At 56.6% G+C, this 26868-nt stretch carries 23 protein-coding genes; 14 read left to right on the top strand and 9 right to left on the bottom strand.

The window, feature by feature from the left end; all coding sequences use genetic code 11:
- Positions 1 to 7 precede the first annotated feature (7 nt).
- The 4 genes from AC2FNB_RS11955 to pyrH all read right to left on the bottom strand — a co-directional run bounded on the left by AC2FNB_RS11955 (position 8) and on the right by pyrH (position 2924).
- On the bottom strand, positions 8 to 1234 hold the full coding sequence (locus tag AC2FNB_RS11955) for an aminotransferase class V-fold PLP-dependent enzyme (RefSeq protein ID WP_496746555.1): 1227 nt from the start codon (positions 1232 to 1234) through the stop codon (positions 8 to 10).
- Positions 1235 to 1494: 260 nt separating this feature from the next.
- On the bottom strand, positions 1495 to 1716 hold the full coding sequence (locus AC2FNB_RS11950) for a BCCT family transporter (protein WP_496746553.1): 222 nt from the start codon (positions 1714 to 1716) through the stop codon (positions 1495 to 1497).
- A 107-nt stretch (positions 1717 to 1823) separates the two neighbouring features.
- Positions 1824 to 1970, bottom strand: a complete 147-nt coding sequence (locus AC2FNB_RS11945) for a BCCT family transporter (protein WP_496746551.1) — start codon at positions 1968 to 1970, stop codon at positions 1824 to 1826.
- 204 nt (positions 1971 to 2174) lie between these two features.
- Positions 2175 to 2924: a UMP kinase gene (gene pyrH, locus AC2FNB_RS11940; protein ID WP_480750561.1), complete on the bottom strand. Its 750-nt coding sequence runs from the start codon at positions 2922 to 2924 to the stop codon at positions 2175 to 2177.
- A gap of 98 nt (positions 2925 to 3022) precedes the next feature.
- On the opposite strand from pyrH, the gene miaA reads away from it, so the two are divergent.
- From miaA to AC2FNB_RS11915, 5 genes are all read left to right on the top strand, one after another.
- Positions 3023 to 3916 carry a tRNA (adenosine(37)-N6)-dimethylallyltransferase MiaA gene (gene miaA / locus AC2FNB_RS11935; RefSeq protein WP_496746549.1) on the top strand — a complete coding sequence of 298 codons (894 nt, stop codon included), beginning with the start codon at positions 3023 to 3025 and terminating at the stop codon, positions 3914 to 3916.
- Between the two features lie 349 nt (positions 3917 to 4265).
- Positions 4266 to 5936, top strand: a complete 1671-nt coding sequence (locus AC2FNB_RS11930) for an ABC transporter substrate-binding protein (protein WP_480750559.1) — start codon at positions 4266 to 4268, stop codon at positions 5934 to 5936.
- Positions 5937 to 6077: 141 nt separating this feature from the next.
- Entirely contained in the window at positions 6078 to 7124 is a 1047-nt protein-coding gene (locus AC2FNB_RS11925; protein WP_480750558.1) for an ABC transporter permease, read from the top strand.
- Positions 7125 to 7136: 12 nt separating this feature from the next.
- Entirely contained in the window at positions 7137 to 8600 is a 1464-nt protein-coding gene (locus AC2FNB_RS11920; RefSeq protein ID WP_496746547.1) for an ABC transporter permease, read from the top strand.
- Positions 8601 to 8695: 95 nt separating this feature from the next.
- Positions 8696 to 10783: a dipeptide ABC transporter ATP-binding protein gene (locus tag AC2FNB_RS11915; protein WP_496746545.1), complete on the top strand. Its 2088-nt coding sequence runs from the start codon at positions 8696 to 8698 to the stop codon at positions 10781 to 10783.
- A gap of 135 nt (positions 10784 to 10918) precedes the next feature.
- Here the strand turns inward: AC2FNB_RS11915 and AC2FNB_RS11910 are convergent, their stop codons facing one another.
- From AC2FNB_RS11910 to AC2FNB_RS11900, 3 genes are all read right to left on the bottom strand, one after another.
- Positions 10919 to 11905: an MBL fold metallo-hydrolase gene (locus AC2FNB_RS11910; protein ID WP_496746543.1), complete on the bottom strand. Its 987-nt coding sequence runs from the start codon at positions 11903 to 11905 to the stop codon at positions 10919 to 10921.
- Positions 11906 to 12032: 127 nt separating this feature from the next.
- Positions 12033 to 12995: a LuxR C-terminal-related transcriptional regulator gene (locus AC2FNB_RS11905; RefSeq protein WP_496746541.1), complete on the bottom strand. Its 963-nt coding sequence runs from the start codon at positions 12993 to 12995 to the stop codon at positions 12033 to 12035.
- Between the two features lie 98 nt (positions 12996 to 13093).
- On the bottom strand, positions 13094 to 13672 hold the full coding sequence (locus AC2FNB_RS11900) for a lytic transglycosylase domain-containing protein (RefSeq protein ID WP_496746539.1): 579 nt from the start codon (positions 13670 to 13672) through the stop codon (positions 13094 to 13096).
- A 190-nt stretch (positions 13673 to 13862) separates the two neighbouring features.
- Between AC2FNB_RS11900 and ssb the strand changes: the two genes are divergently transcribed.
- Positions 13863 to 14363: a single-stranded DNA-binding protein gene (gene ssb / locus AC2FNB_RS11895; protein ID WP_496746537.1), complete on the top strand. Its 501-nt coding sequence runs from the start codon at positions 13863 to 13865 to the stop codon at positions 14361 to 14363.
- 15 nt (positions 14364 to 14378) lie between these two features.
- On the top strand, positions 14379 to 15455 hold the full coding sequence (locus AC2FNB_RS11890) for a site-2 protease family protein (RefSeq protein ID WP_496746535.1): 1077 nt from the start codon (positions 14379 to 14381) through the stop codon (positions 15453 to 15455).
- Between the two features lie 4 nt (positions 15456 to 15459).
- Here the strand turns inward: AC2FNB_RS11890 and aroB are convergent, their stop codons facing one another.
- Together aroB and AC2FNB_RS11880 are read right to left on the bottom strand one after the other, a co-directional pair.
- The gene (gene aroB / locus AC2FNB_RS11885) at positions 15460 to 16572 is read right to left on the bottom strand and encodes a 3-dehydroquinate synthase (protein WP_496746533.1); all 1113 of its coding nucleotides are present in this window, start codon (positions 16570 to 16572) and stop codon (positions 15460 to 15462) included.
- Complete coding sequence (locus AC2FNB_RS11880) at positions 16572 to 17159, bottom strand: shikimate kinase (RefSeq protein WP_480750549.1); 588 nt, start codon at positions 17157 to 17159, stop codon at positions 16572 to 16574. Before AC2FNB_RS11880 ends, aroB begins: the two co-directional genes overlap by 1 nt.
- A gap of 79 nt (positions 17160 to 17238) precedes the next feature.
- Between AC2FNB_RS11880 and AC2FNB_RS11875 the strand changes: the two genes are divergently transcribed.
- From AC2FNB_RS11875 to AC2FNB_RS11845, 7 genes are all read left to right on the top strand, one after another.
- Positions 17239 to 17388 (top strand): hypothetical protein, encoded by a 150-nt coding sequence (locus AC2FNB_RS11875; RefSeq protein ID WP_480750548.1) that lies wholly within the window; start codon positions 17239 to 17241, stop codon positions 17386 to 17388.
- Positions 17378 to 18898: a hypothetical protein gene (locus AC2FNB_RS11870; protein WP_496746530.1), complete on the top strand. Its 1521-nt coding sequence runs from the start codon at positions 17378 to 17380 to the stop codon at positions 18896 to 18898. The genes AC2FNB_RS11875 and AC2FNB_RS11870 overlap by 11 nt, the downstream gene beginning before the upstream one ends.
- Positions 18899 to 18900: 2 nt before the next feature.
- On the top strand, positions 18901 to 19845 hold the full coding sequence (locus tag AC2FNB_RS11865; RefSeq protein ID WP_496746528.1) for a site-specific tyrosine recombinase XerD: 945 nt from the start codon (positions 18901 to 18903) through the stop codon (positions 19843 to 19845).
- A gap of 62 nt (positions 19846 to 19907) precedes the next feature.
- Positions 19908 to 21215: an HlyC/CorC family transporter gene (locus AC2FNB_RS11860; RefSeq protein WP_480750545.1), complete on the top strand. Its 1308-nt coding sequence runs from the start codon at positions 19908 to 19910 to the stop codon at positions 21213 to 21215.
- The gene (locus AC2FNB_RS11855; protein ID WP_496746526.1) at positions 21212 to 22843 is read left to right on the top strand and encodes an MFS transporter; all 1632 of its coding nucleotides are present in this window, start codon (positions 21212 to 21214) and stop codon (positions 22841 to 22843) included. The genes AC2FNB_RS11860 and AC2FNB_RS11855 overlap by 4 nt, the downstream gene beginning before the upstream one ends.
- Before the next feature lie 83 nt (positions 22844 to 22926).
- Positions 22927 to 25344, top strand: a complete 2418-nt coding sequence (locus AC2FNB_RS11850) for a GcvT family protein (protein ID WP_496746524.1) — start codon at positions 22927 to 22929, stop codon at positions 25342 to 25344.
- A gap of 31 nt (positions 25345 to 25375) precedes the next feature.
- Entirely contained in the window at positions 25376 to 25984 is a 609-nt protein-coding gene (locus AC2FNB_RS11845; protein ID WP_496746522.1) for a nucleotidyltransferase family protein, read from the top strand.
- Positions 25985 to 26868: the final 884 nt, after the last annotated feature.

The raw sequence follows: 26868 nt of genomic DNA, 5'->3' as shown, positions 1-26868 counted from the left end.
AACGCCATCACAAAACGCGATCCAAAGCTTCCAGCAACCGGTCGATTTCGTTCTTAGACGTATAGTGCGTGAAGCTTAGCCTTAAGACACCAGTATCCGGATCAATGTTCATTGCCTGAAGCGGGCGGACCGCGTAAAAATCACCACTACCTGCCATTATGTTGAGCTTGGCAAGCCCTTCAGCTGCCGCGTGTACCGAACTGTTCAGTGCTATTGCGACGGTTGGCGCTCGCCGCTCCGCCGCGTCGGGCCCGATCAGGCGAACTGCATTTCGATTTTTTACTGCATCCAAAAGCGGCTGCAACAACGCAATCTCGTGAGCCCGCATCAGGTCATGAACATACGCCCCCCGGTCAGCCGCGTTCGAGGTAGGGCCTCCGTGATGATCGCACAGCAGATCGACATAATCTGCCATGCCAGCGCTGGCTGCAATCTGCGCATGATCCGGCCCTGCCGGAGTAAACCGTTTGTACAGAACGTCGGCGTTGAAAAAATGCGCCTGGTTGGGCAGTAACTCGCCCAGCCTTCGACGGATCACCATGCAACCTTGATGCGGCCCATAGGTCTTGTAAGCCGAGAACAGATAGATGTCGGGGCCAAGCTCTCCGATATTGGCAAAACCGTGAGGCGCATAGGAAACGCCATCGACGCATACGTAAGCCCCGGCGGCGTGGCAAACCGCGGTGATATCGGCCACAGGATTGATCTCACCCACCACGTTCGAACAATGCGGAAAGCACACCAAACGAACTTTTGAATCCAGAAGCCTTTCCAGGTCCTCAAGGGCGAGCGATCCCGAATCCGGATCGATCCGCCATTCCCTGATCTCGATGCCATCATCCGCAAGCCGCCGCCACGGGCCTGAGTTGGCCTCATGATCTTGGTTTGTTACCACAATCGCATCACCTGGATTCATCCACTGACGGAACGCCTGCGCCAGCACATAGGTGTTTTGCGTAGTCGACGGGCCAAAGCTCAGCTCATCAGTCTCAACCCCCAACAGAGCCGCCATCCGCGTCCGGGCCTCGTCCATTTCAGCCCCGGCAAGGCGGCTTGCCTCGTATGGACCATAGGGCTGGACCTTGCGTTGAGTGTAATACCGCGTCAACCGGTCGATCACAGGTTTACATGTATAAGACCCGCCTGCATTTTCGAAGAACGCCTGCCCCTCAAGGCTCGGTTCGGAAAATGCGGGAAACTGGGCTCTGACGAATTCGATATCCAGAGTGCTCATTGCAAATGTTCTCCTCAATCATGTTCCACGTCTCGCAGATTTGCCCGCACATGATTTCGGACAACTCCGACAACATGGCAGGTCTTCCAGCCGAGCTGTGGCCCCTATGTTTGAGTTGAGGGAACACTAGCAGTCTTTCGGACAAAATTCGTGGTCCGAAAGACGGTGATAGCTAGCCCGTAACATCGATGCAGGTCAAGCGCCCAAGCCGCAAAAGCCCCGGCGAATTGCCGGAGCTTTCAGAGGATATCAACGAATGATCAAAGTTCGTGCTTTTCTCGGATCAAACCGATGAGGATGGACAGGCACATCAAAACCAAAACGATGGCAAGCGGAAAGCGAGTCGCAATAGCGACCGCTTCCAATGCCCCCAATCCGCCGTCCAACAGCAGAACAACAGCGATTACCCCTTCTAGAATACACCAGAAAACCCGTTGTGTAGTTGGCGCGTCGGTCTCGCCCGCTGTGAACGTGTCGATCACCTATGAACCCGAGTCAGACGAGGTGGCAAAGAAGATGACCACCAAAATGATACCCGCGAAGGACAAAAACCCGGTTAGCGGGAAAGCTTCGAACATCTTGAACTTTTTCAGCTCCAAAGCCGCATCATTCTAGTGCCTGTCCGGTTCCCGACACCACCTGATCCAAGGCCGAAAATGGTCGCGAATACCGCCAGTACGTCGACGATGTGTCCCAGCGGACCCCAGGTCGCCTCTCCGAACAACGGATAAAACACCGAACGCGTTGTCAGCGGCAGCCAGTGATTTAAGCTAAGAAGCTAAAAAACTAATGCCAGCGCAACAACCGCATTGATCGCCCACGTGTGCAGTTCCCAATGGAAGATTGTGGCGGCCATCGCCAAGTTTTTCGCGGGCAGTCATGCAACAAAATGAACCAAAACCAATACTATCCCGGCTCACAGCTTGCTGATTGGTGCAGATCAGCCCTGAACCCGGGTATAGGTCCCCTCACCCGCCAGAATACCCCGGAACCCACCAGGTTCGTCCAGCGAAAAGACGATGATCGGCAAACTGTTGTCCCGAGCTAGCGCAATGGCCGATGCGTCCATTACTCCCAATCGCTTAGCCAGCACATCGTCATAACTCACGGTGTCGTAGCGCTTGGCATCGTCAAACTTGGCTGGGTCCTTGTCGTAGACTCCGTCAACCTTGGTACCTTTGAAAATGGCTTCGCAACTCATCTCGCTCGCACGCAGCGTTGCGGCGGTATCTGTGGTGAAGTAGGGGTTTCCAGTTCCGGCAGCAAAGATGCAAACCCGCTTTTTCTCCAGGTGGCGTACCGCGCGACGGCGGATATAAGGTTCACAGACCTGATCCATCGGAATGGCCGAAATGACCCGAGTGAACACACCCAGCCCTTCCAGTGCAGATTGCATGGCCAGCGCATTCATGACGGTGGCCAGCATGCCCATGTAATCCGCCGTCGTTCGCTCCATCCCCTGCGCCGAGCCGCTGAGGCCGCGAAAGATATTACCGCCGCCGATCACCATGCAGATTTCGACACCCAGATCGTGCACTGATTTCACTTCCTCGGCAATTCGTTGAACCGTCGGTGGATGCAGGCCGAATCCCTGGTCCCCCATCAGCGCCTCCCCCGAAATCTTGAGCATGACCCGCTTGAACTTGGTCTGCGTTTGCGGGGTAGTTGCTTGGATGTTGGAAGAGGTCATGTTGCGCTCCGCTGCGGCACCGGTTTATTTCCGGCGCAAAATGAAGCAAAAGCCGATCAGGTTCAATGCAACATCACAAGGAATGAGGCGTACAACAAATGGTGGCGGCTTTTGCGGCAAAATTGTTCGAAAACCTGCCTGCGATTCCCGATGACAAACCGGTTCTCATCGCGGGTCCGACCGCGTCAGGAAAATCGGCCCTTGCGCTAGAAATCGCAAAACGCCACGGCGGCGTGATCGTCAATGCTGATGCAAGCCAGGTTTATGATTGCTGGCGCGTCATCACTGCCCGTCCTACAGCCGCAGAAGAGGCGCAAGCCCAACATCGACTTTATGGTCATGTGCCTTATGACGTCTCCTATTCCGCCGGCCACTGGTTGCGTGAGGTGACCCCCCTGCTTTCGAACGGCGCACGCCCGATTATCGTTGGGGGGACGGGGCTCTATTTTCTGGCGTTGACCGAAGGATTGGTCGATATCCCGGCCACTCCGCCCGAGATACGTGATATTGCGGACGCAATGAGTCTGATCCAGCTTCTGGCTGACCTCGACACAACGACCGCCAACCGAATCGACAGACAAAACCGCATGCGTGTACAACGCGCTTGGGAAGTTTTGCAGGCCACGGGCCGTTCGCTGGCGGACTGGCAAAGCGAAACTCCTGACCCGGTTTTGCCCCTCAGCGAATGCGTTCCAATCGTTTTTGATGTCAACAAAACCTGGCTGCAAAATCGTATCTTCCGACGATTTGACCAGATGCTGGATCAGGGCGCGCTTGATGAAGTTCGGGCCATGCAGGATCGTTACAATCCTGTGCTCCCTTCCTGTAAGGCCATCGGCGTACCGGAATTGATGGCATACCTGACCGGAGCACTGACGCTTGATCAAGCGCGGGAAAAAGCAGGAATATCGACGCGCCAGTTTGCCAAACGTCAGCGCACATGGTTCAGGGCACGTATGAATAACTGGTATCGTGTTGATTCGGCTCATTGAGTCCGCAGGCCGCTGAATCTTGCCGAAACTCTGATCTTTTTCGTTGCATCCCGGGATCTGTGCGTATCACTAAGACGGGTCGAAACCAGCCCAGAAAACCAAAGCGAACCCAGTGCTCAAGCCCATGTGGTAACCCCCCGCCAAAAAACGACATTTCTTTTTACAATGTCGTTTTTGTCCCATTGATGACGATTCCTATCATTGACCTCGCGGCATTTCTGTTGCCGAATACGGCCATGGGGATGCGAAGGTTCCACATGACGGAAACGATTTTGGCGGCTGAAACTCGTCGGTCGCGCTGATATCCCGAAACCCTCCGCCATGGAATAAACGTCACAGGGAGACATTCATGACAAAAGAAACAATGACTGGAGCACCGGTACACTGGGCCGCCAAGATGCATGCTCAGGAATATCGCGATGGCAAGCTTAGCCGCCGCGAGTTTCTGACACGCGCCACCGGCCTTGGTGTTACCGCCGCCGCCGCCTATGGTATGATCGGCCTGCCCGCCCCGGCTTTGGCTGCAGGTGAGGATGCCAAAAAAGAAGGCGGCACTATCCGCGTTCAGACCGAAGTCCGCGCACTGAAAGACCCGCGCACCTATGACTGGTCACAGATCGGCAACTATAGCCGCGGCACATTGGAATATCTGGTCGAGTATAACTCGGACGGGACATTCCGCGGCATGCTGCTGGAAGGCTGGGAAATCAACGAAGACGCCACCGTTTACACCCTCAAGGTGCGCCCGGGCGTCAAGTGGAACAACGGCGAGGACTTTACCGCAGAACACGTCGCATTCAATGTAGACCGCTGGTGTGACAAGAGTTCGGAAACCAATTCGATGGCGGGCCGCTTTGCGACGCTGGTCGACAACGACACCGGCAAGGCGATCGAAGGCGGCATCGAAGTGGTGGACGCCCACACCGTAAAACTGAACCTGCCTGCATCCGACATTTCGTTGATCGCTGGCATGTCGGATTATCCTGCGGCAATCGTCCACCCGTCTTTCAGTGAAACCGACCTGCTGAACAACGTCGGCACCGGCCCCTACCTGATGAGCGAACTTGAAGTCGGCGTCAAAGGGGTACTGGTCCGCAACGAAAACCACACCTGGTGGGGTGAAGAAGTCTTTGGGCGCCCGGCGCTCGACCGGATCGAATACATCGACTACGGCACCGATCCATCGGCTTGGCTGGCCGCGCTGGAATCCGACGAAGTCGACATGCTGTATGAATCGGTCGGCGAATTCATCGACGTGATGGATGGTCTGGGATATGTGAAATCCGAAGTGATCACCATGAGTTCGATCGTGATCCGCCCGAACCAGTTGGCTGAGGTCGACGGTAAGAAACCCTATGCGGACAAGCGCGTTCGTCAGGCCCTGCAAATGGCTGTCGATAATTCAGTCTGCCTGGAACTCGGGTATGGTGGCCGTGGTACGACAGCGGAAAACCACCATGTGGGCCCGATCCATCCTGAATATCCCGAGCTTCCGCCGCAAAAACATGATCCTGAAGGTGCACGCGCGCTGATGGAAGAAGCCGGCATGGCCGATTTCGAGCACGAGCTGATCTCGATCGACGACGACTGGCGCCGGAACACCACAGATGCGGTCGCAGCTCAATTGCGCGACGCGGGTATCAACGTCAAGCGGACTGTTTTGCCGGGTAATACCTTCTGGAACGACTGGACCAAGTACGCATACAGCTCGACCAACTGGAACCACCGCCCTCTGGGCGTCCAGATCTGGGCGCTTGCGTATAAGTCTGGTGAGGCATGGAACGAATTCGGTTGGGCCAACGCTGACTTCGATGCGGTCCTGGCAGAGGCGTTGGCAATTGCCGATGCGGACAAGCGCCGCGAAGTCGCGGCGCGAGCCGCAGCCATCATCCAGGAAGAAGGCGTCACCATTCAACCTTACTGGCGGGCACTCTACCGCCATATGAAGGACGGCCTTGTCGGAACCGACATGCATGTCGCCTTTGAACACCACCACTACAAGTGGGGTTGGGCAGCCTGAACGATTGCCGAATCTGCACATTGAGCCGCGCGCGTTTGGTGCGCGTCTCATCCAGCCGCAGACAAGCCGGATGAAACCGGAATGTGAGAGGCCAGACAATGGTCCAATGATCTGCGGAACACCTGAACAACAGGGGCCATCATGGGACTCTTTTTCCTCAGACGGTTCGGGGTAATGCTGCTCACGGCATTATGCCTGACATTTGTGGTCTTCTTCTTGACCAATCTCTATCCAAACCTCGAGAAGCTCGCCAAGACGCAGGGCAACCAGCGTATGTCGGACGAACAGGTTGAAAACTGGCTCACGAACCGCGGGTATACCCAGCCGGTTTTGATCAAATACGGTCAGTGGCTTGGCGTAGCACCTGGATTTACAAACACGCTGGCCGACGGCCAGTTTGTCGGAACCTGCGTGCGGCCGGGACAGACACCCGAAGAAACACCACGGTTCTGCGGTATTCTGCAAGGGGATTGGGGGTATTCAACCGTTTTCAAGGACGACGTTTCGACGATCGTTGGAAAGCGATTGGGTAATACGGGATACCTGATGATGTGGGTCCTTATCCTGATGATACCTTCCGCATTGCTGGTCGGTGTGCTGGCGGGCATGCGCGAAGGCTCGGCTCTCGACCGATCTCTTTCCACATTTTCAATCATTACCACGGCAACGCCGGAATATGTATCGGGCGTGATTTTTATCGCGATTTTCACCTCTTCCACCGTGGGTCTCAAGTGGTTCAAGGGAACCGCGACGCAGGCAATGGACGACCCGACCTTCGAGAACTTCTTTCTACCGGTGCTGACAATTTCGCTGTACGGCATGGGATATATTGCTCGGATGACCCGTGCATCGATGACAGAGGTGATGACGGCGCAATACATCCGAACCGCGCGCCTTAAGGGCGTCTCGTTCTCGAACATCGTTCTGAAGCACGCTCTGCGCAACGCATTAATTGCTCCATTTACTGTCATCATGCTGCAGTTCCCGTGGCTGCTGAACGGCGTGGTGATCGTGGAAACCCTGTTCAACTACAAAGGCTTCGGTTGGGCGCTGGTTCAGGCGGCGGGCAACAATGACATTCAGCTGCTTCTGGCCATTTCGGTTGTGTCGGTTTTTGTGGTGCTGGTGACCCAGCTGATCTCGGACATCGGCTATGTCTACCTCAATCCGCGCATCCGTATTTCGTAAGGGAGATAGATCATGGAACCTCTTAGCTGGACCGGCTCTATCGCCTTTCTCAACCCGCTTATCCAAATCGCGCTTGTGCTCCTCGCTCTTGCCATCGTGCTCTGGATCTTTGCCGGAATCTTTACGACCGAGGTCCCGGTAGTCGCCAACTCAGACGGTACGTTGCAGGCCACCGGCGGTCTTCGCGGGCTTGCGGAAACGGCTGTCAGATATTCCTTTATGGCGAGTATCGGATTGGCCCTAGCCTATCTTGTTCTGGGTGTGGTGATGGGCACCGGTGCCGGTATTATCGGAGCCATCTCGCAACAGTTCATGCCTGTTTGGATTGCCTTAATAATCCTGTTCGCGATGTCTATGGCATTCAAACGCCGCTTGGGCCTTTACGGTAAACTTTACGACAGTCCCATTGGAATGATCGGGTTTGGTCTGGTGATGTTCTGGGTTTTTACCGGGATCTTCGGTGCTTTGGACCTGATACTGACCCATGACCCGTTGGTGCAGGTCTCAGGCATGAAGAACAAGGTGCCAGGAACACCTCTTTCAGGTGCTGAAGAAGGTGAATACGCCTGGTACCTGCTGGGAGGCGACAACCTGGCCCGTGACGTTTTCAGCCGTATGGTAAAGGGTGCCTGGGTCGTTGTGCAGATTGCACCGCTGGCGACGTTGTTTGCATTTATGGTCGGCATCACGCTGGGCCTTCCCGCTGGATATTACGGTGGTCGACTGGATACATTCCTGTCGTTTCTTGCCAACCTGATCCTCGCCTTTCCTGTGATCCTGCTGTTTTACTTGCTGGTGACGCCAGAAATCGTCGCGACGGGCGTTCCGAACTATATGGCCATCGTTCTGTTCGTCTTCCCCATAATCTTTATTGGGGTGTTGCTGAATTCGCGATATTATACGCGCCCCAACTTCCGAACACCTCTACTGATTGGTGTCCTCGGCGTAGCGATCTGGTTGTATTTGTCCCTTGTCTCGACGGGTGGATATCTGATCAACACCAAGGACTATGCGATCTGGGGGCTGCCCACGTTTGTCGATCTGTTTGACGTTCCAGGCGGAATTCTTGTCGTGTTCGTCTCTGTCGTCTTCGTCAACTCGCCCACGGTGTTCCGCATCGTACGTGGTCTGGCGATGGACATTAAGACCCGCGACTATGTAGCTGCCGCCCAGACTCGTGGCGAAGGACCTTGGTACATCATGCTGTGGGAAATTCTCCCCAATGCACGTGGCCCGTTGATCGTGGATTTCTGCCTTCGTATCGGATACACGACCATCCTTCTGGGAACCTTGGGCTTCTTCGGATTGGGCCTGCCACCTGAAAGCCCTGACTGGGGCTCGACGATCAACGAGGGTCGCAAGCTCCTGTCAATCTACCTCCACCCGGCTTTGCCGCCGGCACTGGCTCTGTTGTCGCTGGTTCTTGGTTTGAACCTGCTGGCGGATGGCCTGCGTGAAGAAAGTCTGAAGGACTGATGTGATCGAGGCCGGGGGCGCTGCCCCCGGACCCCCGGAGTATTTTCGAAAAGATGAAGAAGGATCTATCCAGCTTTATCTGGGAGAACGACAAAATGAACAAAATGGCGGAATATGACGGCCCGATCCTGGAGATTGACAAGCTGTCGATTTCTTTCTTCACCCGCTTGCGCGAAATTCCGGCCGTGATGGATTTTTCGGTCAGCGTTCAGCCAGGTGAGGCTGTGGGGCTGGTGGGTGAATCCGGTTGCGGCAAATCTACTGTCGCCCTTGGCGTCATGCAGGACCTGGGCAAGAATGGCCGTATCGTTGGCGGTACGATCAAGTTCAAGGGACGCGATTTAAGTCAGATGAGCGCCGAAGAGCTGCGCGACATCCGCGGCAACGAGATCGCAATGATCTATCAGGAGCCGATGGCCTCGCTGAACCCGGCGATGAAAATCGGCAAGCAGCTGATGGAAGTTCCGATGATCCATGAAGGCGTCAGCACCGAAGAAGCCTATGCCCGCGCGCTGGAGGTGGTGACAGACGTGCGCCTGCCAGACCCCGAGCGGATGCTGAACAGCTTTCCGCACCAGCTGTCGGGTGGCCAGCAACAGCGGATCGTGATTGCGATGGCACTAATGTCGAAACCGGCACTGCTTATCCTCGACGAGCCGACGACCGCACTTGACGTGACCGTAGAAGCCGCCGTGGTCGAACTCGTCAAGGATCTGGGCAAGAAATACGGCACTTCGATGCTGTTTATCAGCCACAACCTCGGCCTGGTTCTGGAAACCTGCGACCGGCTTTGCGTGATGTATTCTGGCGAGGCAGTCGAGCGCGGCTCGATCAAGGATGTCTTTGACGAGATGCAGCATCCCTATACGCAGGCTCTGTTCCGATCGATCCCGTTGCCCGGCGCCGACAAGAATTCGCGCCCGCTGGTGGCAATACCTGGCAACTTCCCCCTGCCCCACGAACGCCCGCCCGGATGCAATTTCGGCCCGCGCTGCGACTATTTCGAGGAGGGCCGCTGCGACGCGCAGGATATCGTGATGTCAGTGGTTCCTGGCAATGACAGGCACCATACGCGCTGTTTGAAGTTTCAGGAAATCGACTGGAATGCCCCGATCACTGTCGGCGAACAGAAAGAAAAGGCCGCGATCGGCAAGACGGTGCTGAAGATGGACAACCTTAAAAAGTATTACGAGGTGGCGGCCAACGCACTGTTCGGCGGCGGCGAAACCAAGGTCGTCAAGGCCAACGAAACCCTGAGTTTCGAGGCCCACGAATCTGAAACGCTGGCCATAGTTGGCGAATCGGGCTGCGGAAAGTCCACCTTTGCCAAGGTCCTGATGGGTCTGGAGACTGCCACAGACGGCCAGATCCTTCTGGATAATCGCAATATCGAACAGGTTCCGATCGAAGAACGCGATGCCAAAACGGTGGGTGAAGTTCAGATGGTTTTCCAGAACCCGTTTGACACCCTGAACCCGTCGATGACGGTGGGTCGGCAGATAATCCGCGCGCTCGAAATCTTTGGCGTTGGAAATTCTGAGGCCGAGCGCAAGAAGCGGATGCTAGAACTTCTCGACTTGGTAAAACTGCCCCGCGCCTTTGCCGACCGGATGCCACGACAGCTTTCGGGGGGGCAAAAACAGCGCGTGGGTATTGCCCGCGCCTTCGCCGGTGACGCGCGCATCGTGGTTGCGGACGAGCCAGTCTCGGCACTGGATGTGTCGGTCCAGGCCGCAGTGACGGATCTTTTGATGGAGATTCAGCGCGAGCACAAAACGACGCTGTTGTTTATCAGCCACGACCTGTCAATCGTCCGCTACCTAAGTGATCGCGTGATGGTGATGTATCTGGGCCATGTGGTCGAACTTGGATCAACAGATCAGGTCTTCAGCCCGCCCTATCACCCCTATACCGAAGCGCTGCTTTCAGCGGTCCCGATTGCCGACACTTCGATCGAGAAAAAGCACATCGTGCTTGAAGGCGACATTCCCTCGGCCATGAACCCGCCGCCGGGATGCCCATTCCAAACCCGCTGTCGTTGGAAATCGGAAGTGCCGGGCGGCTTGTGTGAAAAAGACGTACCTCCGGTCAAGATGCTGGAAGCTGGACATCAGATCAAATGCCATCTGTCCGAAGATGTTCTCGCCCGCATGGAACCGGTCATCAAGATCGCTGCCGAATAATAGCGCCCGAAAACGGACGCCACGTCAAAGGGCCAGGCAAAGCCTGGCCCTTTTCCGTTGCCCAAGAGTAGGAAGGAGTGAGAACGTCGTCCTGCTCGGATTGGAGAGCAAATCCGGCTGGGTCTGGTGGTTGATTTATCCGGTCGCCACGTTGCTGCCGAAATACATGAACTCTTGGTTCATGCCCGCGATTTCGCCAGCTTCGAGCGAGAGGCTGGCACTGTCGAGCATCTTGTAGCTCTGTTGTCCTTTCACCCACTCATCCGCCGATTGCAGCGTCGTCAGAGTATAAGACGTAACTTCGTTCAGGTAATGGGTCGGGATTATAATCTTGGGTTTCAGCTTTGCGACGATGTCATTGCCCTGCCCATAGCTCAGTATGTGCTGCGAGCCATCGACCGGAAGGGTCAGGACATCCACCTGCCCCACGGCATCCCAGAATTCCTGCGGTGGGTTGTGCCGATTGTCGCCCCAGATCAGAGTGCGAATTCCGCCGGCTTCGACCAGATAGACCACCATATCCATATGACCCGGATTGTTCGGCGGGCAGGCGTCGACACCGAATTCGGCAAGCGCATCTGTCCAGCTATACCAGCCAGGAGCGACGCAGGCGTGCTTATCGGCAAATCCTGTGATCTTGATATCTGCGAACTCGAAGTTGCCGACCATCCGGTCCAGAACCATCGTCGAATTCGGCCGTTCAATGGCGTCGTGGTCGAAATGAGCGTGGGTCGACATCGTGATGTCCACTGGGATCTGCGGAAACTCATTGCGGAACCAAAGCCCCCATGCGCCCGACGGGTCATCGCGCCATGGATCAAACAGCACCGTTGCGCCGCTGGGCGAAGTAATCTTGATGGCGCAATGGCCGAAATAGTCGATACCGACCGCACCGGTACTGGCTTGTCCGGTCGCTCCCTGCATCCCGATTACGCGATTATTGTTGCCCGGCTGCAACCACGCCTGCGATTGCGCTTGCGCAGGTTTTGCCCCTACCACAGCCGCACCGGCACTGACTCCGACTGCACCAGCTGCCATGAAGAACGAGCGGCGCGACAGGCCCGGTGCAAGATTACCCTTATCGCCCCTTAGCAACGTCGGCTTAAGATCCTTGCGATCCATATTCTTGTCTCCCTGTTGAATTCGACGACCAATTGCGGTCGTCTCAAACAGGTTAACAAGGTGGGACCCCGATGCTCAGACCGGAAAAATCGGGGGGTATTGCGGGGGAAATCCCCCTATTTTCTGTTCACGAAATCGCGAGCAGGTGGCTCCGCAGGTTTCGCCCACGCCCCTCAAGACCAAGCTTGCGGCGAATGTTGTTGCGGTGAAAATCAACTGTGGACGTCTCGCGCGACAGAGCCTTGGCGATGTCTTTTGTCGTTTTACCCGACATCACCATCTGGGCGATCTCGATCTCCGTTGGAGTCATGACCGAAAACGCATCCGACAACTTGTCGGACATGGCGGAGGTGATTTCGCGAAGATTGCGCTCAGCCAGATCGAGATAGATTTCATATGCCTCGGACACGCCGGTTTGGCTTCGCAGTTTGTCGAGATAAGGCAAAACCATGCTTTTGACCTGTTCCAGAATCTCGGTATCCCGCTTTTTTCGCTCGTCTTCAACGCTGCTCAGCAGAACCCGCAGTGCAGTATTGGTTTCCTGCAACTCACGCGTTCGTTTCTGCACTCGGTTTTCCAGATGCACAAGCGTTTCGTTCAGCTTGCCCTCCAATTCCCGGCGCAGGTAAACCTCTTGAAGCAAGGCCAAATCCGACTCGACCATGCGTGCAAACTGATTCAGCCCTTCACGAAACAAAAGCGCCCTGCGGTTGCGCTGGCGGTCCAGCACACAAATGGTGCCAAAGATTCCCCCATCGGGCCATTTCAGCGGCAATCCGATGTAAAATGTCATTCCGTGTTCCAGATCTTCGTTGTCGCGCCAGTCGGGATCGCAGGCGGCGTCTTCGACGACCAGTTCCCCATCACGGGCGAACACTCCTTGACAGTAAAGCTTGGGATGCAGCCGGAACCCCATGCCAACCGGATAAGGATTATCTGGATAATCAGATGTCACCAACACGGTATGATCGGGTGCATCAGTTTTCATGATCAGACTGGCCGGAACATCTGCAAGCCGGGCAACAAGATCGACCAATTTCTGCCAGTTGGCCAATGTTGCAGACGGGATTTCAGGGCGATCAACAGACATTAGGCGGCACCAATTCCCTTTCACAGACAGGAAAAATTGTAACCGCCACGGTTCAATCCAATCAAGGGGCAGACACGCCGCTCTGCAGCATGCAATCGTCAGCTGCCCCAAATCGCCTTAACGTAGTTGCGAGTTTCTTGATATGGCGGTACCCCGCCGTGTTTCTCGACCGCTTCCGGCCCGGCATTATAGGCCGCCAGTGCCAAGCGCCAGGATTTGAACTTGCGGAACTGCCAGGACAGATACCGTGCACCGCCTTCCAAATTCTGTTTCGGGTCATTCGGGTTCACACCCAAAAGCTGCGCCGTCTGCGGCATAAGCTGCGCCAGCCCCAACGCTCCCTTGTGCGACTTAGCATGCGGGTTCCACCCGCTTTCCTGCTGGACGAGACGAAGAAACAACTCCTCTGGAACATTGTGCAGGCGTGCAGCCGACCTCGCCATTTCCAGATACAGGCCCCGGTATTTCCCGGTGTAGCGCTTGTCGAAGCCACTATGCTCGCTTTTTGGTTTTAGCCGAGTGGAGTCCTTGTATTGAACTGCCGCTCGGCTATCTAATACCTTGGCCTGATTGCGAAATATGTCACGGCGATTTTTGGTCGACAACACATCGCTGTGCACCGGAGCCGATGCAAACAACAATGAACCAATCGCGATGCCGCTGAAAAGCCTGCGCATTCTACCTAGCCTGGTCGTTAAACCTCGGGCCGCAGTATAGGAGATTCGCGTTGAATTAAAAGCGGCGTCAGATCACTCTGTCATCACCTGTGCCATATCAACGGTGTTTTAACCATGTCACAGGACGTATAGGGTCACGTGGACGGATCGTTCAGATTCGCAGAGTATCGTAAAATGAACGGGGAAATACATGGCAGGCTCGGTCAATAAAGTCATTCTGGTCGGAAATCTGGGCCGCGATCCCGAGGTTCGCACCTTCCAAAACGGCGGCAAGGTTTGCAACCTGCGCATCGCGACATCCGAAACCTGGAAAGATCGTAATACCGGCGAACGCCGTGAGCGGACCGAATGGCATTCGGTCGCAATCTTTAACGAGGGTTTGGTCCGTGTTGCCGAACAGTACTTGCGCAAGGGTTCAAAGGTTTATCTCGAAGGTCAGTTGCAGACGCGTAAATGGCAGGATCAATCCGGTCAGGATCGCTATTCAACAGAGGTGGTTCTGCAAGGCTTCAACGCCACCCTAGTCATGCTCGATAACCGCGGCGAAGGCGGTGGCTATGGCGGTGGTCAGGCTGGTGGCGGATATAGTGGCGGCTACGGAAGCGGCTCTCAAGGTGATCCCTATGACGGTCCGTCCGGAAGTCCTGCCCCGGCCTCGGGCGGGATCGACGACGACGAGATCCCGTTCTAACAACAGAGGTTCAATATGACGTGGTCCTTCTCTCTCGGTCGCCTGTTCGGCTCGGAACTGAGGGTCCACATTACCTTTTTCCTTCTTCTCGCATGGGTCGGGTTTTCGGCCTATTCGAATGGCGGCATGCCCGCCGCCGTCGAAAACATCGCGTTTGTGCTGGCACTCTTCGCCTGCGTAGTAGCGCATGAATTCGGCCATGCCCTGACGGCTCGGCGATACGGTATCAAGACACCGGACATCACGCTTCTGCCCATCGGCGGGCTGGCGCGGCTGGAACGAATGCCCGAAAAGCCGATGCAGGAGGTTCTTGTCGCACTCGCAGGACCGGCTGTAAATGTCGTAATCTGGATGGTCCTCGTTTTACTTGGCGCGGGTATGGACGTCGAAACCCTGGCGCAGATCGACAACGCGCAGATCGACTTTCTCAGCCGGCTGGCTTTTGTGAACTTGTTTCTGGCGCTGTTCAACATGATCCCAGCCTTCCCGATGGACGGCGGGAGGGTGTTTCGCGCGCTTCTGTGCATGGCGATGGATCGGGTCAAGGCTACCCGCGTCGCGGCGTTGGCCGGTCAGATGGTGGCCTTCATGCTTGGCTTTGCGGGGCTGAGTTCGGGCAATCCGATCCTGGTTCTAATTGCACTTTTCGTGTTCATCGCCGCCAATGCAGAAAGTCAGGACGTAGCGTTGCGGGCCGTGGCGCGGCGAATGCTGGCCCGCGACGCGATGATCACAAGTTTCGAATCTCTTTCACCCACCGATACGTTGGGTACCGCAGCACAGGCCGTCATCCACACGACACAGCACGAATTCCCGGTTCTCGGCGCTTCTGGCGATCTGATGGGTTTCGTAACGCGCGGACGTCTGTTTGCTGCTCTTGCCGGGGATCACCCACGTTCAGATCCTGCGACCTCGATCATGGATGAAGAGATCCCGTCGGTCCATCTCACTGCCGGACTGGAAGAAGTCCTGGACGCTTTGCACCAAGGTGCACCCGCCATCGCAGTACGCGCCGAAAATGGTCACATGGTTGGTTACATCACCCGTGAGAACATCGGGGAATTGATGGTCTTAACGGGGCGGAAACACTGAAATATCAACAGTTCGCCAGCGCATCCTCAAGTAATCTCGAAACCGCGTCACGAGGCACATCCGAGGTCACGAAAGCGCTTCCAATCCCGCGAGAAAGGACAAAGTGAAGCTGCCCATCGATCACCTTCTTGTCCTGCGCCATCAAATCGACCAGAGCTTCGGCCCCGGGCAGGTCGCCGGGAATGTCGGCCAGGTCAGTCTTCATCCCCATCGCCTTGAGATGCGCCCGCACGCGGCTCGGATCTTCCTGTGAACACAGGCCCAGCCGCGCCGAAAGCTCGAAAGCCAACGCACAGCCGATGGCAACACCTTCGCCATGCAATAGACGATCAGAATAGCCAGTTGCCGCCTCCAGCGCATGACAGAACGTATGCCCGAGATTGAGCAAAGCGCGGTCCCCCTGTTCGGTCTCGTCACGCGCAACAATGTCGGCCTTCATCTGTACCGAACGGGTCACTGCCTGCACACATGAAGCCATATCGCCACCGGACAGGACTGGACCATTGATCTCAAGCCAGTCAAAAAAAACCGCGTCGCCCAACAGACCGTATTTCACGACCTCGCCATAGCCCGCCAGAAAGTCTCGTGTCGTCAAAGTTCCCAGAACCGCGGTATCAGCCAGCACTAGCGAAGGTTGGTGGAAGGAACCGATCAGGTTCTTGCCCTGAGGCGCATTGATCCCCGTCTTTCCGCCCACCGAACTGTCCACCTGCGCCAGCAGCGTGGTCGGGATTTGCACGAAACGCACACCGCGCCGCAAAACGGCAGCGGCGAACCCTGCCAGATCGCCGATAACACCACCACCAAATGCCACCACCACATCGCTGCGTTCGATCTTTTCTGCCAGCAACCATTCGACCGCTCGTTCGAAATGCGGCCAGCTTTTGGTGGCCTCACCGGCCGGCAACGCCAGTGATGTCATCTGGATCCCAGAGGCAGCCAAACCTGAACCCAACGCCTCGAGATGTAGCGCTGCAACCGTTTCATCTGTCAGAACCGCAACCTTCGGTCGCGTTAGCAAAGGTGCGATCCGCGCACCCGCGTGTGCCAGAAGGTCCGGGCCAATCTCCACGTCATAAGAACGTTCGCCCAACACGACATGTACGGTTTGATGCATTATTTCCGTTCCAGAACATCCGGGCGCGTCAACAAGGCTGACACCACCCGATCCACCATCTGTTCGATCGAGGTCTCACCATCCGAATCCGCGACCAGGTCAGCCTTGGCATAAATCGGCACCCGCGCATCATACAACGCGCGCAACGTCGCACGTGGATCAGAAGTGCGCAGCAAAGGTCGGGTATCTTTGTGCCGCACCCTGTTCCACAACACGTTCAGGTCCGCACGCAACCAAACCGACACTCCCCGGTCCGAGATCATCCGACGGTTGTCCTCACGCAGAAATGCGCCACCTCCGGTCGACAGTATGCCACTTTCCTCATCCAGCAGACGGCTGATGACCTGGCTTTCTTTCTGCCGAAAGAACGGCTCCCCGTCGCGTTCGAATATTTCCGGGATGGTCATGTTGGCCGCCGATTCGATTTCGGCGTCGCTGTCAAGAAAGGGAACACCCAGTCGCACAGCCAAGGCCCGCCCTACAGCGGTCTTACCAGCCCCCATCATCCCCACCATAACCACTGTTTTGTGCAGGTCAAAGGCCAGAGTCTTACCCGTTCGGTCCGGATTATGCTTAATTTCGCTCATTTCACCGTGAATGACGTGATCTTGCAGAAAATGGAAGTTATAACTTGGGCAAAAGAGTAAATTGGGGCAGTGTCAGGCAATGAAGCGTCTAATCAAATTCGTAGTCTACGTCCTGTGTATCGTCTTCATAGGCCTTGTTGGCTATGCTTATCTGGGGCCTTTTTTTGGCGTGGATTTCTCGGCCAAACAAAGCGAGATTCACGAACCGGTGATCCTGAATGTTGACTAGGACCGCGCTTGTTGCGTTGCTCCTGGGTGGTACAGCGTCAGCACAGCAACCTTTGTCGGCCATCGACTGGCTGAACGACCCACCCCAGAACCTGCCCGGAACTGTGTTGCTGGAACCACCAGTAACACAAACCGGCATACACCCCCAAGTTGAGGTCACTTCGCTACAGGCAATCTCGCGTCCGATCGGACTGGTGTCATCCAAGGTGACCGGGCTCCCTCCGGATTTGTGGCAAGGCAGCGAACCCGAGTATATCGCTGAAATGCTAACAAGCGTGCCAGTGCGCGATAATGCCGCGATGCAGCGGTTGCTGTTTACCTTGCTGCTGACCGAATCCCGTGCGCCTGCAGGGTCCGGCGCTGGCGAAACGCTGTTGTTGGCGCGCCTCGACCGCCTGATGCAGCTTGGCGCGACCGACCCGGCCCAGGCCTTGGCACAACTGGCCGGCCCGACGGATACGGTCGGACGCTTTGCGCGGTGGTTCGACGCTACTCTTCTGACGGGCGACGAAGATCGGAGTTGTTCGGCCCTGACCGCGCAACCCTACCTGTCACAAGACTATACCGCTCAGATTTTCTGCAAGGTTCGCCGAGGTGACTGGTCTTCAGCCGCGCTAACGCTCGAAGCCGCTCATGCGCTCGACCTTCTGCCACCCGATGAAATGGCCCTGCTCGACCGGTTTCTCAGCCCCGAACTATTCGAGGGCGCACCGCCACTACCTCAGCCACAGCATCCCAATCCTCTGACCTTCCGTCTTTTTGAGTCGATCGGCGAACGCCTGCCCACGGCTTCGCTCCCCCGCGCCTATGCAACGGCGGATCTGCGTGACGTGGCGGGGTGGAAAGCTCAAATAGAGGCTGCCGAGCGACTGACACGGATCGGTTCGCTGACTCCCAACCAGTTGCTGGGACTCTACACTGAACGTGCTCCGGCCGCATCGGGCGGCGTTTGGGATCGTGTTTCTGCCATCCAGCGGTTCGAGACGGCGCTGTCGACCGGAAACGCGACGGCGATTACTAAAACGCTTCCGGTCGTTTGGGTGGCAATGTCAGGAGTCGGTCTGCAAGTTGCCTTTGCCGATCTGTTCGCCGAACAATTGTCCGTCATGCACCTGCCCGATCCCAAGGTAGACACGTTGCGTTGGCGTATCCTTCTGCTCTCAGAAAATTATGAAACCGCTGCTCAGTCACAGCCAGACGAAAGTAGCGAAAACACCTTTCTTGCCATGCTGGCAAAAGGGCGACCATATCAGGCCACCGCACCTTCGGTCCGGGCGACGGCCATCTCCTCAGGGTTCAAACAGACAACACAGATCCCACCTGAGATCGAACAACTTTTGATCGAAGGAAGACTGGGTGAGGCAATACTTGTCTCTATGTCCCTATTTGCACACGGAGCGCGTGGCAACGTGGTGGACCTGACTGGCGCATTGGCAGCGTTTCGTCACGTTGGGCTGGAAGATACCGCTCGCCGAGCCGCCCTGCAGTTGATGATCGTGAACGGAGCCTAACCATGGCGGGGCCAAGCACGTCAGAGCTTTGGATTTCAACCTTCCTCGAAGCCCAGGCTGCGGAACTGGGTGCTGCCACCAATACGCTGCTTGCCTATGGCCGTGACCTCATGGATTTCGCCGGATGGCTTGATCAACAAAACTCCAGCTTTGACGAGGCCGACCGCAACCAGGTCGAGGCCTATCTGATTGATTGTGACGCACAAGGAATGGCCCGGTCGACGCGCGCACGCCGCCTGTCGGCAATCAAGCAGCTTTATCGTTTTGCCTTCGAGGAAGGATGGCGCGAAACAAATCCAGCCATCCAGATCCGAGGACCGGGCCGCCAGAAGCGTCTTCCCAAGACCCTTGAAGTGACCGAGGTGGACCGTCTGCTTGGTGCTGCGCGCTGCAGCGGACGCTCGATCACAGACCGTCTGCGCAATACCTGCCTGATGGAACTGCTCTATGCCACCGGTATGCGGGTGAGCGAACTGGTGTCACTGCCGGTGTCCTCGGCACGGGGCGACCCGCGCATGTTACTGATCCTCGGCAAAGGTGGAAAGGAACGGATGGTGCCACTTTCCCCGCCTGCCCGCGATGCAATGGCAAGTTGGCTGACTGAGCGTGACACTGTCGAAGGCGAAAAAACTTCGAACGGCTGCAAACCCTCAAAGTATCTGTTTCCATCGCGCGGCAAGTCCGGTCACCTGACACGGCATCGATTCTATCTGCTGATCAAGGAATTCGCGGTTGCCGGAGGGGTGCCGCCGAACAAGGTGACGCCGCATACCTTGCGCCACGCATTCGCCACGCATCTTCTGGCTAACGGCGCCGACTTGCGGTCGATTCAGACATTGCTCGGTCATGCCGACGTGGCCACAACAGAAATATATACCCATGTTCTGGATGAACGACTCATGGAACTAGTGCTGGAGCATCATCCTTTGGCCAGGAACAAAGGCTAAACCCTTGATCGGGAACGGCACCGGCCCCATAACGGTTGCAACACCAAGGAAACGAAGGACCGATGGACGCGACCACTTCCGCTTTTGACGGCGCATTCTGGATAACCACTTGCGCCATCCTGTTTTTACTCGTGCTTTCAGGCTTTTTCTCGGGGTCGGAAACTGCATTGACGGCCTCGTCGCGCGGTAAATTGCGGGCGCAGGCCGACAAGGGCTCTCGTGGTGCGCAAAAAGCTCTGGACATCACCGAAGACAACGAACGCCTCATCGGATCAGTCTTACTGGGCAACAACCTAGTCAACATCCTGTCTGCCTCGTTGGCGACGGCCCTGTTCACAAGGGCATTTGGCGAAAGCGGCGTGGCGCTGGCGACTCTGGTTATGACGGTGCTGGTTCTGGTCTTTGCCGAAGTGCTGCCCAAGACCTACGCTATCACCAATGCCGAAAAAGCTGCCGCATGGGTGGCACCCGCAATTAGTGTGATCGTGACGCTTTTTGCCCCGGTAGTGGCCGCCGTCCGCCTGTTGGTGCGCGGCGTGCTGCGCCTGTTCGGCGTTCAGATCGACCCCGACAGCCACATCCTGGCGGTGCGCGAGGAAATTGCCGGTGCGTTGCAATTGGGCCATTCCGAGGGGGTCGTCGAAAAGGAAGACCGCGACCGCATTCTTGGTGCGCTTGATCTCGGCGATCGCACTGTCGAAGAGATCATGTTGCACCGTTCGAACATCCAGATGATCGACGCCGATGCCGGACCCGAAGCGATTTTGGAGCAATGCTTGCAAAGCCCGCATACGCGGCTTCCGGTCTATCGTGGCGACCTAGAAAACATCATCGGCGTCGTGCACGCCAAGGATCTGTTCCGCGCCATGTACGCCCAAGTCGGTGGGACCGAGGGCGACGCCGAACGGCTCAAGTCCTTTGACATTACCAAGGTCGCCAATGCCCCCTATTTCGTTCCCGAAACTACTACGCTTGACGACCAAATGCGGGAATTTCTGCGCATACACAGCCATTTCGCACTGGTGGTGGACGAATACGGCTCACTGCGCGGTCTGATTACTCTAGAAGACATCCTCGAAGAGATCGTGGGCGAAATCACTGATGAATTCGATCTGGATGAGGATCTGGCGGTCACCCGCACCGACGATGGCCAGTTCCTTGTCGAAGCTTCGATGACCATCCGCGACCTCAACCGCGCCATGGACTGGGCGTTGCCCGATGAGGAAGCCAACACCATCGCGGGCCTTGTCATCCACGAGGCCCAGATGATCCCGACGGTGGGACAGGTCTTCGCCTTCCACGGGTTCCGCTTCGAGGTGACCGCACGAGAAGGCAATCGCATTACCGGCCTAAAGATCCGGCGACTATGACTGCCGTTGCGCGTCTTGCAGTGTGGTTCGACGCGGTTGTTCTTGACTTGGGCCGCCAGTTTCGCTGGTCCTTCCTACCCCCGCTGATGATCTATTTCGCAGCCGGGGCGCAGGGGCTGACAGCGATCGTAGGCACCTTCTTCATCAAGGAATATCTCGATGTCTCAGCAGCATTCATTGCGGGTCTAGCCTTCTGGGCCGGTCTGCCGTGGGCGTTGAAGATGCCACTGGGTCATCTGGTCGATCTGATCTGGCGTTGGAAGACCTTCCTCGTCTATGTCGGCGCGACCCTGATTGCGGCCAGTTTCCTGATCATGTTCGGATTGGCCACGCGGCTTGCCTGGATGCCCGAAATCATGTCGGTCACCGCCTGGTATGTGCTGTCGGTCATCCTTGCCCCCTGCGGTTATGTGGTTCAGGACGCGGTGGCCGACGCCATGTCGGTCGAAGCCGTGCCGCGCACCGATGCCGACGGGAACCGATTGAACGAAGACACCGAACGCGCCCTGCATACCACGATGCAGACGCTGGGCCGGTTCGCCCTGATCGGTGGTGCAAGCACTGTGGCCTTGCTGAATATCTGGCTGTTTGCCGGGATTGAAACTTTGCCCGAAGCGGAAAAGGCTACGGTCTATGGCGAGGTATATCTTCTTGCGCAGCTGATCCCGTGCATTTCGATCTCCGGTGTGCTTCTTGCCGCAACCCAAAAACGTCGAGCGATCCGCAAGCTGATCTCGGGTGGCATGGAACTTCATCGGGCCATCGCGCATTTTGATCCCGATGGCGAACCCGTCAAACTTAACCACTGGTACTTCACCGGAGGTGCGGTTTTCATCGTCATGACCCTCACGGTCGGTTTGACGGATGTCCCCTATTCGCAGGAAATCGTCTTTGCCGGTTCCATGGGCATCGTGCTGACCCTGATGCGGCAACTCATCCGCAATCTGGAGTTAGCCAAAGCGCGGGCTCTGGTCGGAACTGCCGTTATCGTGTTCGTCTTTCGCGCGGTTCCCCTGAACGGAGCGGGTTCGACTTGGTTTGAAATCGATGTCCTGGGTTTCGACCAGCAGTTCCTGTCGGTCCTCTATCTGATCACTTCCGTTCTGACATTGGTCGGTATGGTGGTTCTCCGCCCTTTAATGGCTTCGAAGACCATCGCTGATATCGTGATTCTGCTCAGCATCGCCGCAGGTATTCTGTCGCTGCCGGGCATCGGGTTGTACTTCGGTGTCCACCACTGGACATCAGCCATGACTGGCGGCGTCGTGGATGCCCGCTTCATCGCCATGGTCAACACCGCCGTCGAATCCCCACTCGGTCAGATCTCGATGATCCCCATGCTGGCATGGATCGCCCGCAATGCCCCACCCGCACTCAAGGCCACCTTCTTTGCGGTGATGGCCTCCTTCACCAATCTGGCGCTTTCCGCCTCCAGTCTCGGCACAAAATACCTCAACCAGATTTTCACCATCACCCGCGAGGTCAAGGACGACGGTGGTCTTGTGACCACCCCGGCAGACTATTCAGAGCTTGGGATGCTGATGATCACGGTGGCTGTCATAACCGTGGCTGCTCCTTTGATAGCGGTCTGGATTGTCCAAATCTCCCCCTTGCGCAGCACCGATTGATGACGGCGACAATTCTGGTCGTATTTTGAACAGAAGACCCATAACAGCCTTTGCACAGTCGGGCCACAATTAGGGAGTTCCAAATGAAAACCACATGTCAGGTGGCCGTGATTGGCGGCGGTGTCATCGGATGTTCCGTTCTGTATCATCTTACCAAGCTGGGCTGGTCGGATGTGATGCTGCTTGAACGCTCCGAACTGACGTCCGGGTCCACCTGGCACGCAGCCGGCGGGTTTCATACGTTGAACGGTGACACCAACATGGCGGCGCTGCAGGGCTATACGATTCGGTTGTACAAGGAACTGGAAGAGATCACAGGCATGTCCTGTGGGTTGCACCATGTGGGCGGCATCACGCTGGCGGACAATCGCGACCGGTTCGACATGTTGCTGGCAGAGCGCGCCAAACACCGGTTCATGGGGCTTGAAACCGAAATCATCGGACCGGAAGAGATCAGGAAGATTGCCCCCATCGCCAATACCGACGGCATCATCGGCGCGCTCTACGATCCGCTCGACGGTCATCTCGACCCATCCGGCACCACCCATGCCTATGCCAAGGCCGCGCGCATGGGCGGTGCCACCATCGAGACCCATTGCATGGTGCGCGAGACCAACCAGCGTTCGGACGGCACCTGGGACGTGGTCACCGACAAGGGCACCATCCATGCCGAGCATTTGGTCAATGCGGGCGGCCTCTGGGCGCGCGAGGTGGGTGCGATGGCGGGCATCTATTTCCCGCTGCACCCGATGGAGCATCAGTATCTGGTCACCGACACCATCCCCCAGATCGAGGCGATCATCGACGCGGGCGGCGAGCATCCGCATGTTATGGACCCCGCCGGCGAAAGCTATCTTCGGCAAGAGGGGCGCGGGTTGTGCATCGGATTTTACGAACAGCCCTGCAAGCCCTGGGCAGTAGATGGCACCCCTTGGGAGTTCGGGCATGAACTGCTGCCTGACGATTTCGACAAGATCACCGACGCGATCGAATTTGCCTACCGCCGTTTCCCGGTACTCGCCGAGGCCGGCGTGAAATCGGTGATCCACGGCCCATTCACCTTTGCGCCCGACGGCAACCCTTTGGTCGGTCCGGTTCCTGGTGTGCGCAACTACTGGTCGGCTTGCGGCGTCATGGCCGGATTCAGCCAGGGCGGCGGTGTCGGCCTTACACTGGCGCAGTGGATGATAGAGGGCGAGCCCGAGCGCGACGTTATGGCCATGGATGTTGCCCGCTTCGGTGACTGGATCAGCCCGGGCTATACGCGGCCCAAAGTGATCGAGAACTACCAGAAACGCTTCTCGGTCGCCTATCCGAACGAGGAACTGCCCGCCGCGCGACCCAATCGCACCACTCCGATGTATGACATCTTCAGCGACATGGGCGCGGTCTGGGGGCAGCAATACGGGCTTGAGGTGGTGAATTACTTCGCTCAAGGCGACGAGCCGGGATATGAAACTCCGTCCTTTCGACGCTCGGACGCGTTCGAGGCCACGGGACGCGAGGTGCGAGGCGTGCGCGAGGGCGTAGGCATCAACGAGGTCCACAATTTTGGCAAATACCTGATCAAGGGTGCAGGCGCGCGGACATGGCTGGACCGGATTATGGCGGGCCGCATTCCGCAACCCGGACGCCTGAGTCTGACCCCCATGTTGTCCCCCAAGGGCAAGTTGATCGGCGATTTCACGGTTTCCTGCCTAAGCGACAACGAGTTCCAACTCACTGCCTCCTATGGCAGTCAGGCCTTCCACATGCGCTGGTTCTTACAACATGCACAGAGTGGAGTAACTATCGAGAATATCAGCGACAAACGGAATGGATTCCAGATTGCGGGCCCCAAGGCGCGTGAGGTTTTGACCGCTTGCACCCGGATCGACATTAACGACATGCGTTTCATGGAAGTACGTCGAATGACCGTCGGCATGACCGACTGCATCGTTCAGCGCGTCAGCTATACCGGCGATTTGGGGTACGAGATCTATTGCGATCCGATGGCCCAGCGACAGCTCTGGTGGTCGCTGTGGCAGGCGGGCGAGCCGCTCGGCATGACACCTTTTGGAATGCGCGCGATGATGAGTCTGCGCTTGGACAAGTTCTTTGGCTCATGGATGGCCGAATTTTCCCCTGATTACACCGCCGCAGAAACCGGGCTGGACAGGTTCATCTCGTTCAGAAAGAATGCCGATTTCATCGGTCGCGCAGCCGCCGAGGCGGAACGCAACGCGGGTATTGCGCGAAAACTGGTGGCGTTTGAGGTTGATGCCGACGACGCAGACGTCAATGCTTATGAACCAATCTGGCTGGATGGCGAGGTTGTCGGTTTCTGTACTTCGGGTGGATATTCGCATTACTCCCAAAAATCCATTGCGCAGGGTTTCTTGCCCGTTGACCGCATAACCGAGAGGTTGGAAGTAAAGATCGAAATCCTGGGAGAAATGCGCAAGGCGTGCGTGATCATGACCCCACTGTTTGACGCGGAAGGCGCGCGGATGCGTGGGTGACAATCCCCAAATACCAGGTAGAATTGGTGGGGTGAACAATATACCCATCATCCTTCTGGCCGCCGGTCAATCCAGCCGCATGGGCGGCGAAGATAAGCTAATGCGCGAGATCGACGGTTGCCCGCTGTTGCGCCGCAGCGCACAGATTGCGATGACTGCTGGTCCGGTCATCGTCGCGCTCCCCCCCGAACCGCATCCGCGCCATGCAACTTTGCGGGGATTACCGGCGCGGGCGGTTAGTGTTCCCGATGCACATGAAGGAATGAATGCAAGTCTGCGCCGCGCCTTGGCCGCCTTACCTTCAGGCGCGCCCGCAGCAATGGTGCTCCTCGCTGATCTGCCGGATCTGACCCGTAAAAATCTGGAGCAGGTTATGCGCGCGGTTGATGACTATCCCGGCAACCTGATCTGGCGCGGTGCAACACAGACAGGTGAACCCGGTCATCCGGTGATTTTCCACCGCTCACTCTGGCCGGAGCTGAGTTCCCTCACCGGTGACGACGGAGCTTCACCTGTGGTTCGTAGGCATTCTGACCGAGTTCATCTTGTTCCTTTGCCGGGCATCCGAGCCCGCTTTGATCTGGACACCCCCGGCGACTGGTCAGACTGGATGGCCAAGAACACTGGAACAAAAAAGTGACCCGGCCATGTCGACCGGGTCACTTGCCTAAAGAATGATTTCCACTCGTTTTCCCATTTCTGACAACGCCGCAGATTCTGCTTCCGTCACCGCCAACCGACACAAGACCCCCTCGTTAACATTGGCGACGTGCGCTCCCAGTATCAGAACTCCAAACTCCCAAACGCGCTTTGCGTCGACAGTTCCCCTCATCTAGGCAAAATCATGCTTACGCATCAGAGCGCTTCAAACAACGAAAATCTTGCCGCGAACAACATATTTTGAAGCTCCTGAGGCATTGGGAACTCCCCATTCTCCCTAATCTTTTCCACCATTGATTGAACTCTCACAATACTCTGCACAAAAATGGATACAATTTCCTGAATAAAAAAATGTGTTTTATAAGTGTCGTTAATGATATCGGTACAAAAGCCTTGAACTTCGCAGCAATGCCCTTCAACCTCTAATAGAACGTTACTTCTTCATCCCGTTTGCTTGGCTTGAATATTCTCAGCACCTTCAATCCACAAAATGCTTGGCATTATCCTGCCGATCGTGAACAATGACACAATTTTGACACAATGTGATTGTCGGAAATGGTTAGCTGATTCGTTATCCGAGCAATATTGGCGCATTCGCGGACGGAAGCACCTGCAATACAGGTGCCTTGTACGCTCTCCGAAACCATGAACAAATCTTAATTCAGGGGAAATGAACGCCTCAGTTTGCCATGCCATTCCTTTGTTCAAGCCCGGTGACAAACCGGGTCCGATCACAGGAGACCTCTATGAGCATTCGAAAAACACCCCGCCTTATCCCATCGAACTTCCACTGGCTCGGAGCATCGGCACTGGGAGCCACCCTCATGGCCACCACAGCCCTGCCTGCCATGGCGGACGAAAACC

It is taken from the genome of Ruegeria sp. BHSB058 (genome assembly GCF_059613285.1).
The sequence above is the reverse complement of the archived record's forward strand: the minus strand, read 5'-3'. Positions and strand labels throughout refer to the sequence as shown.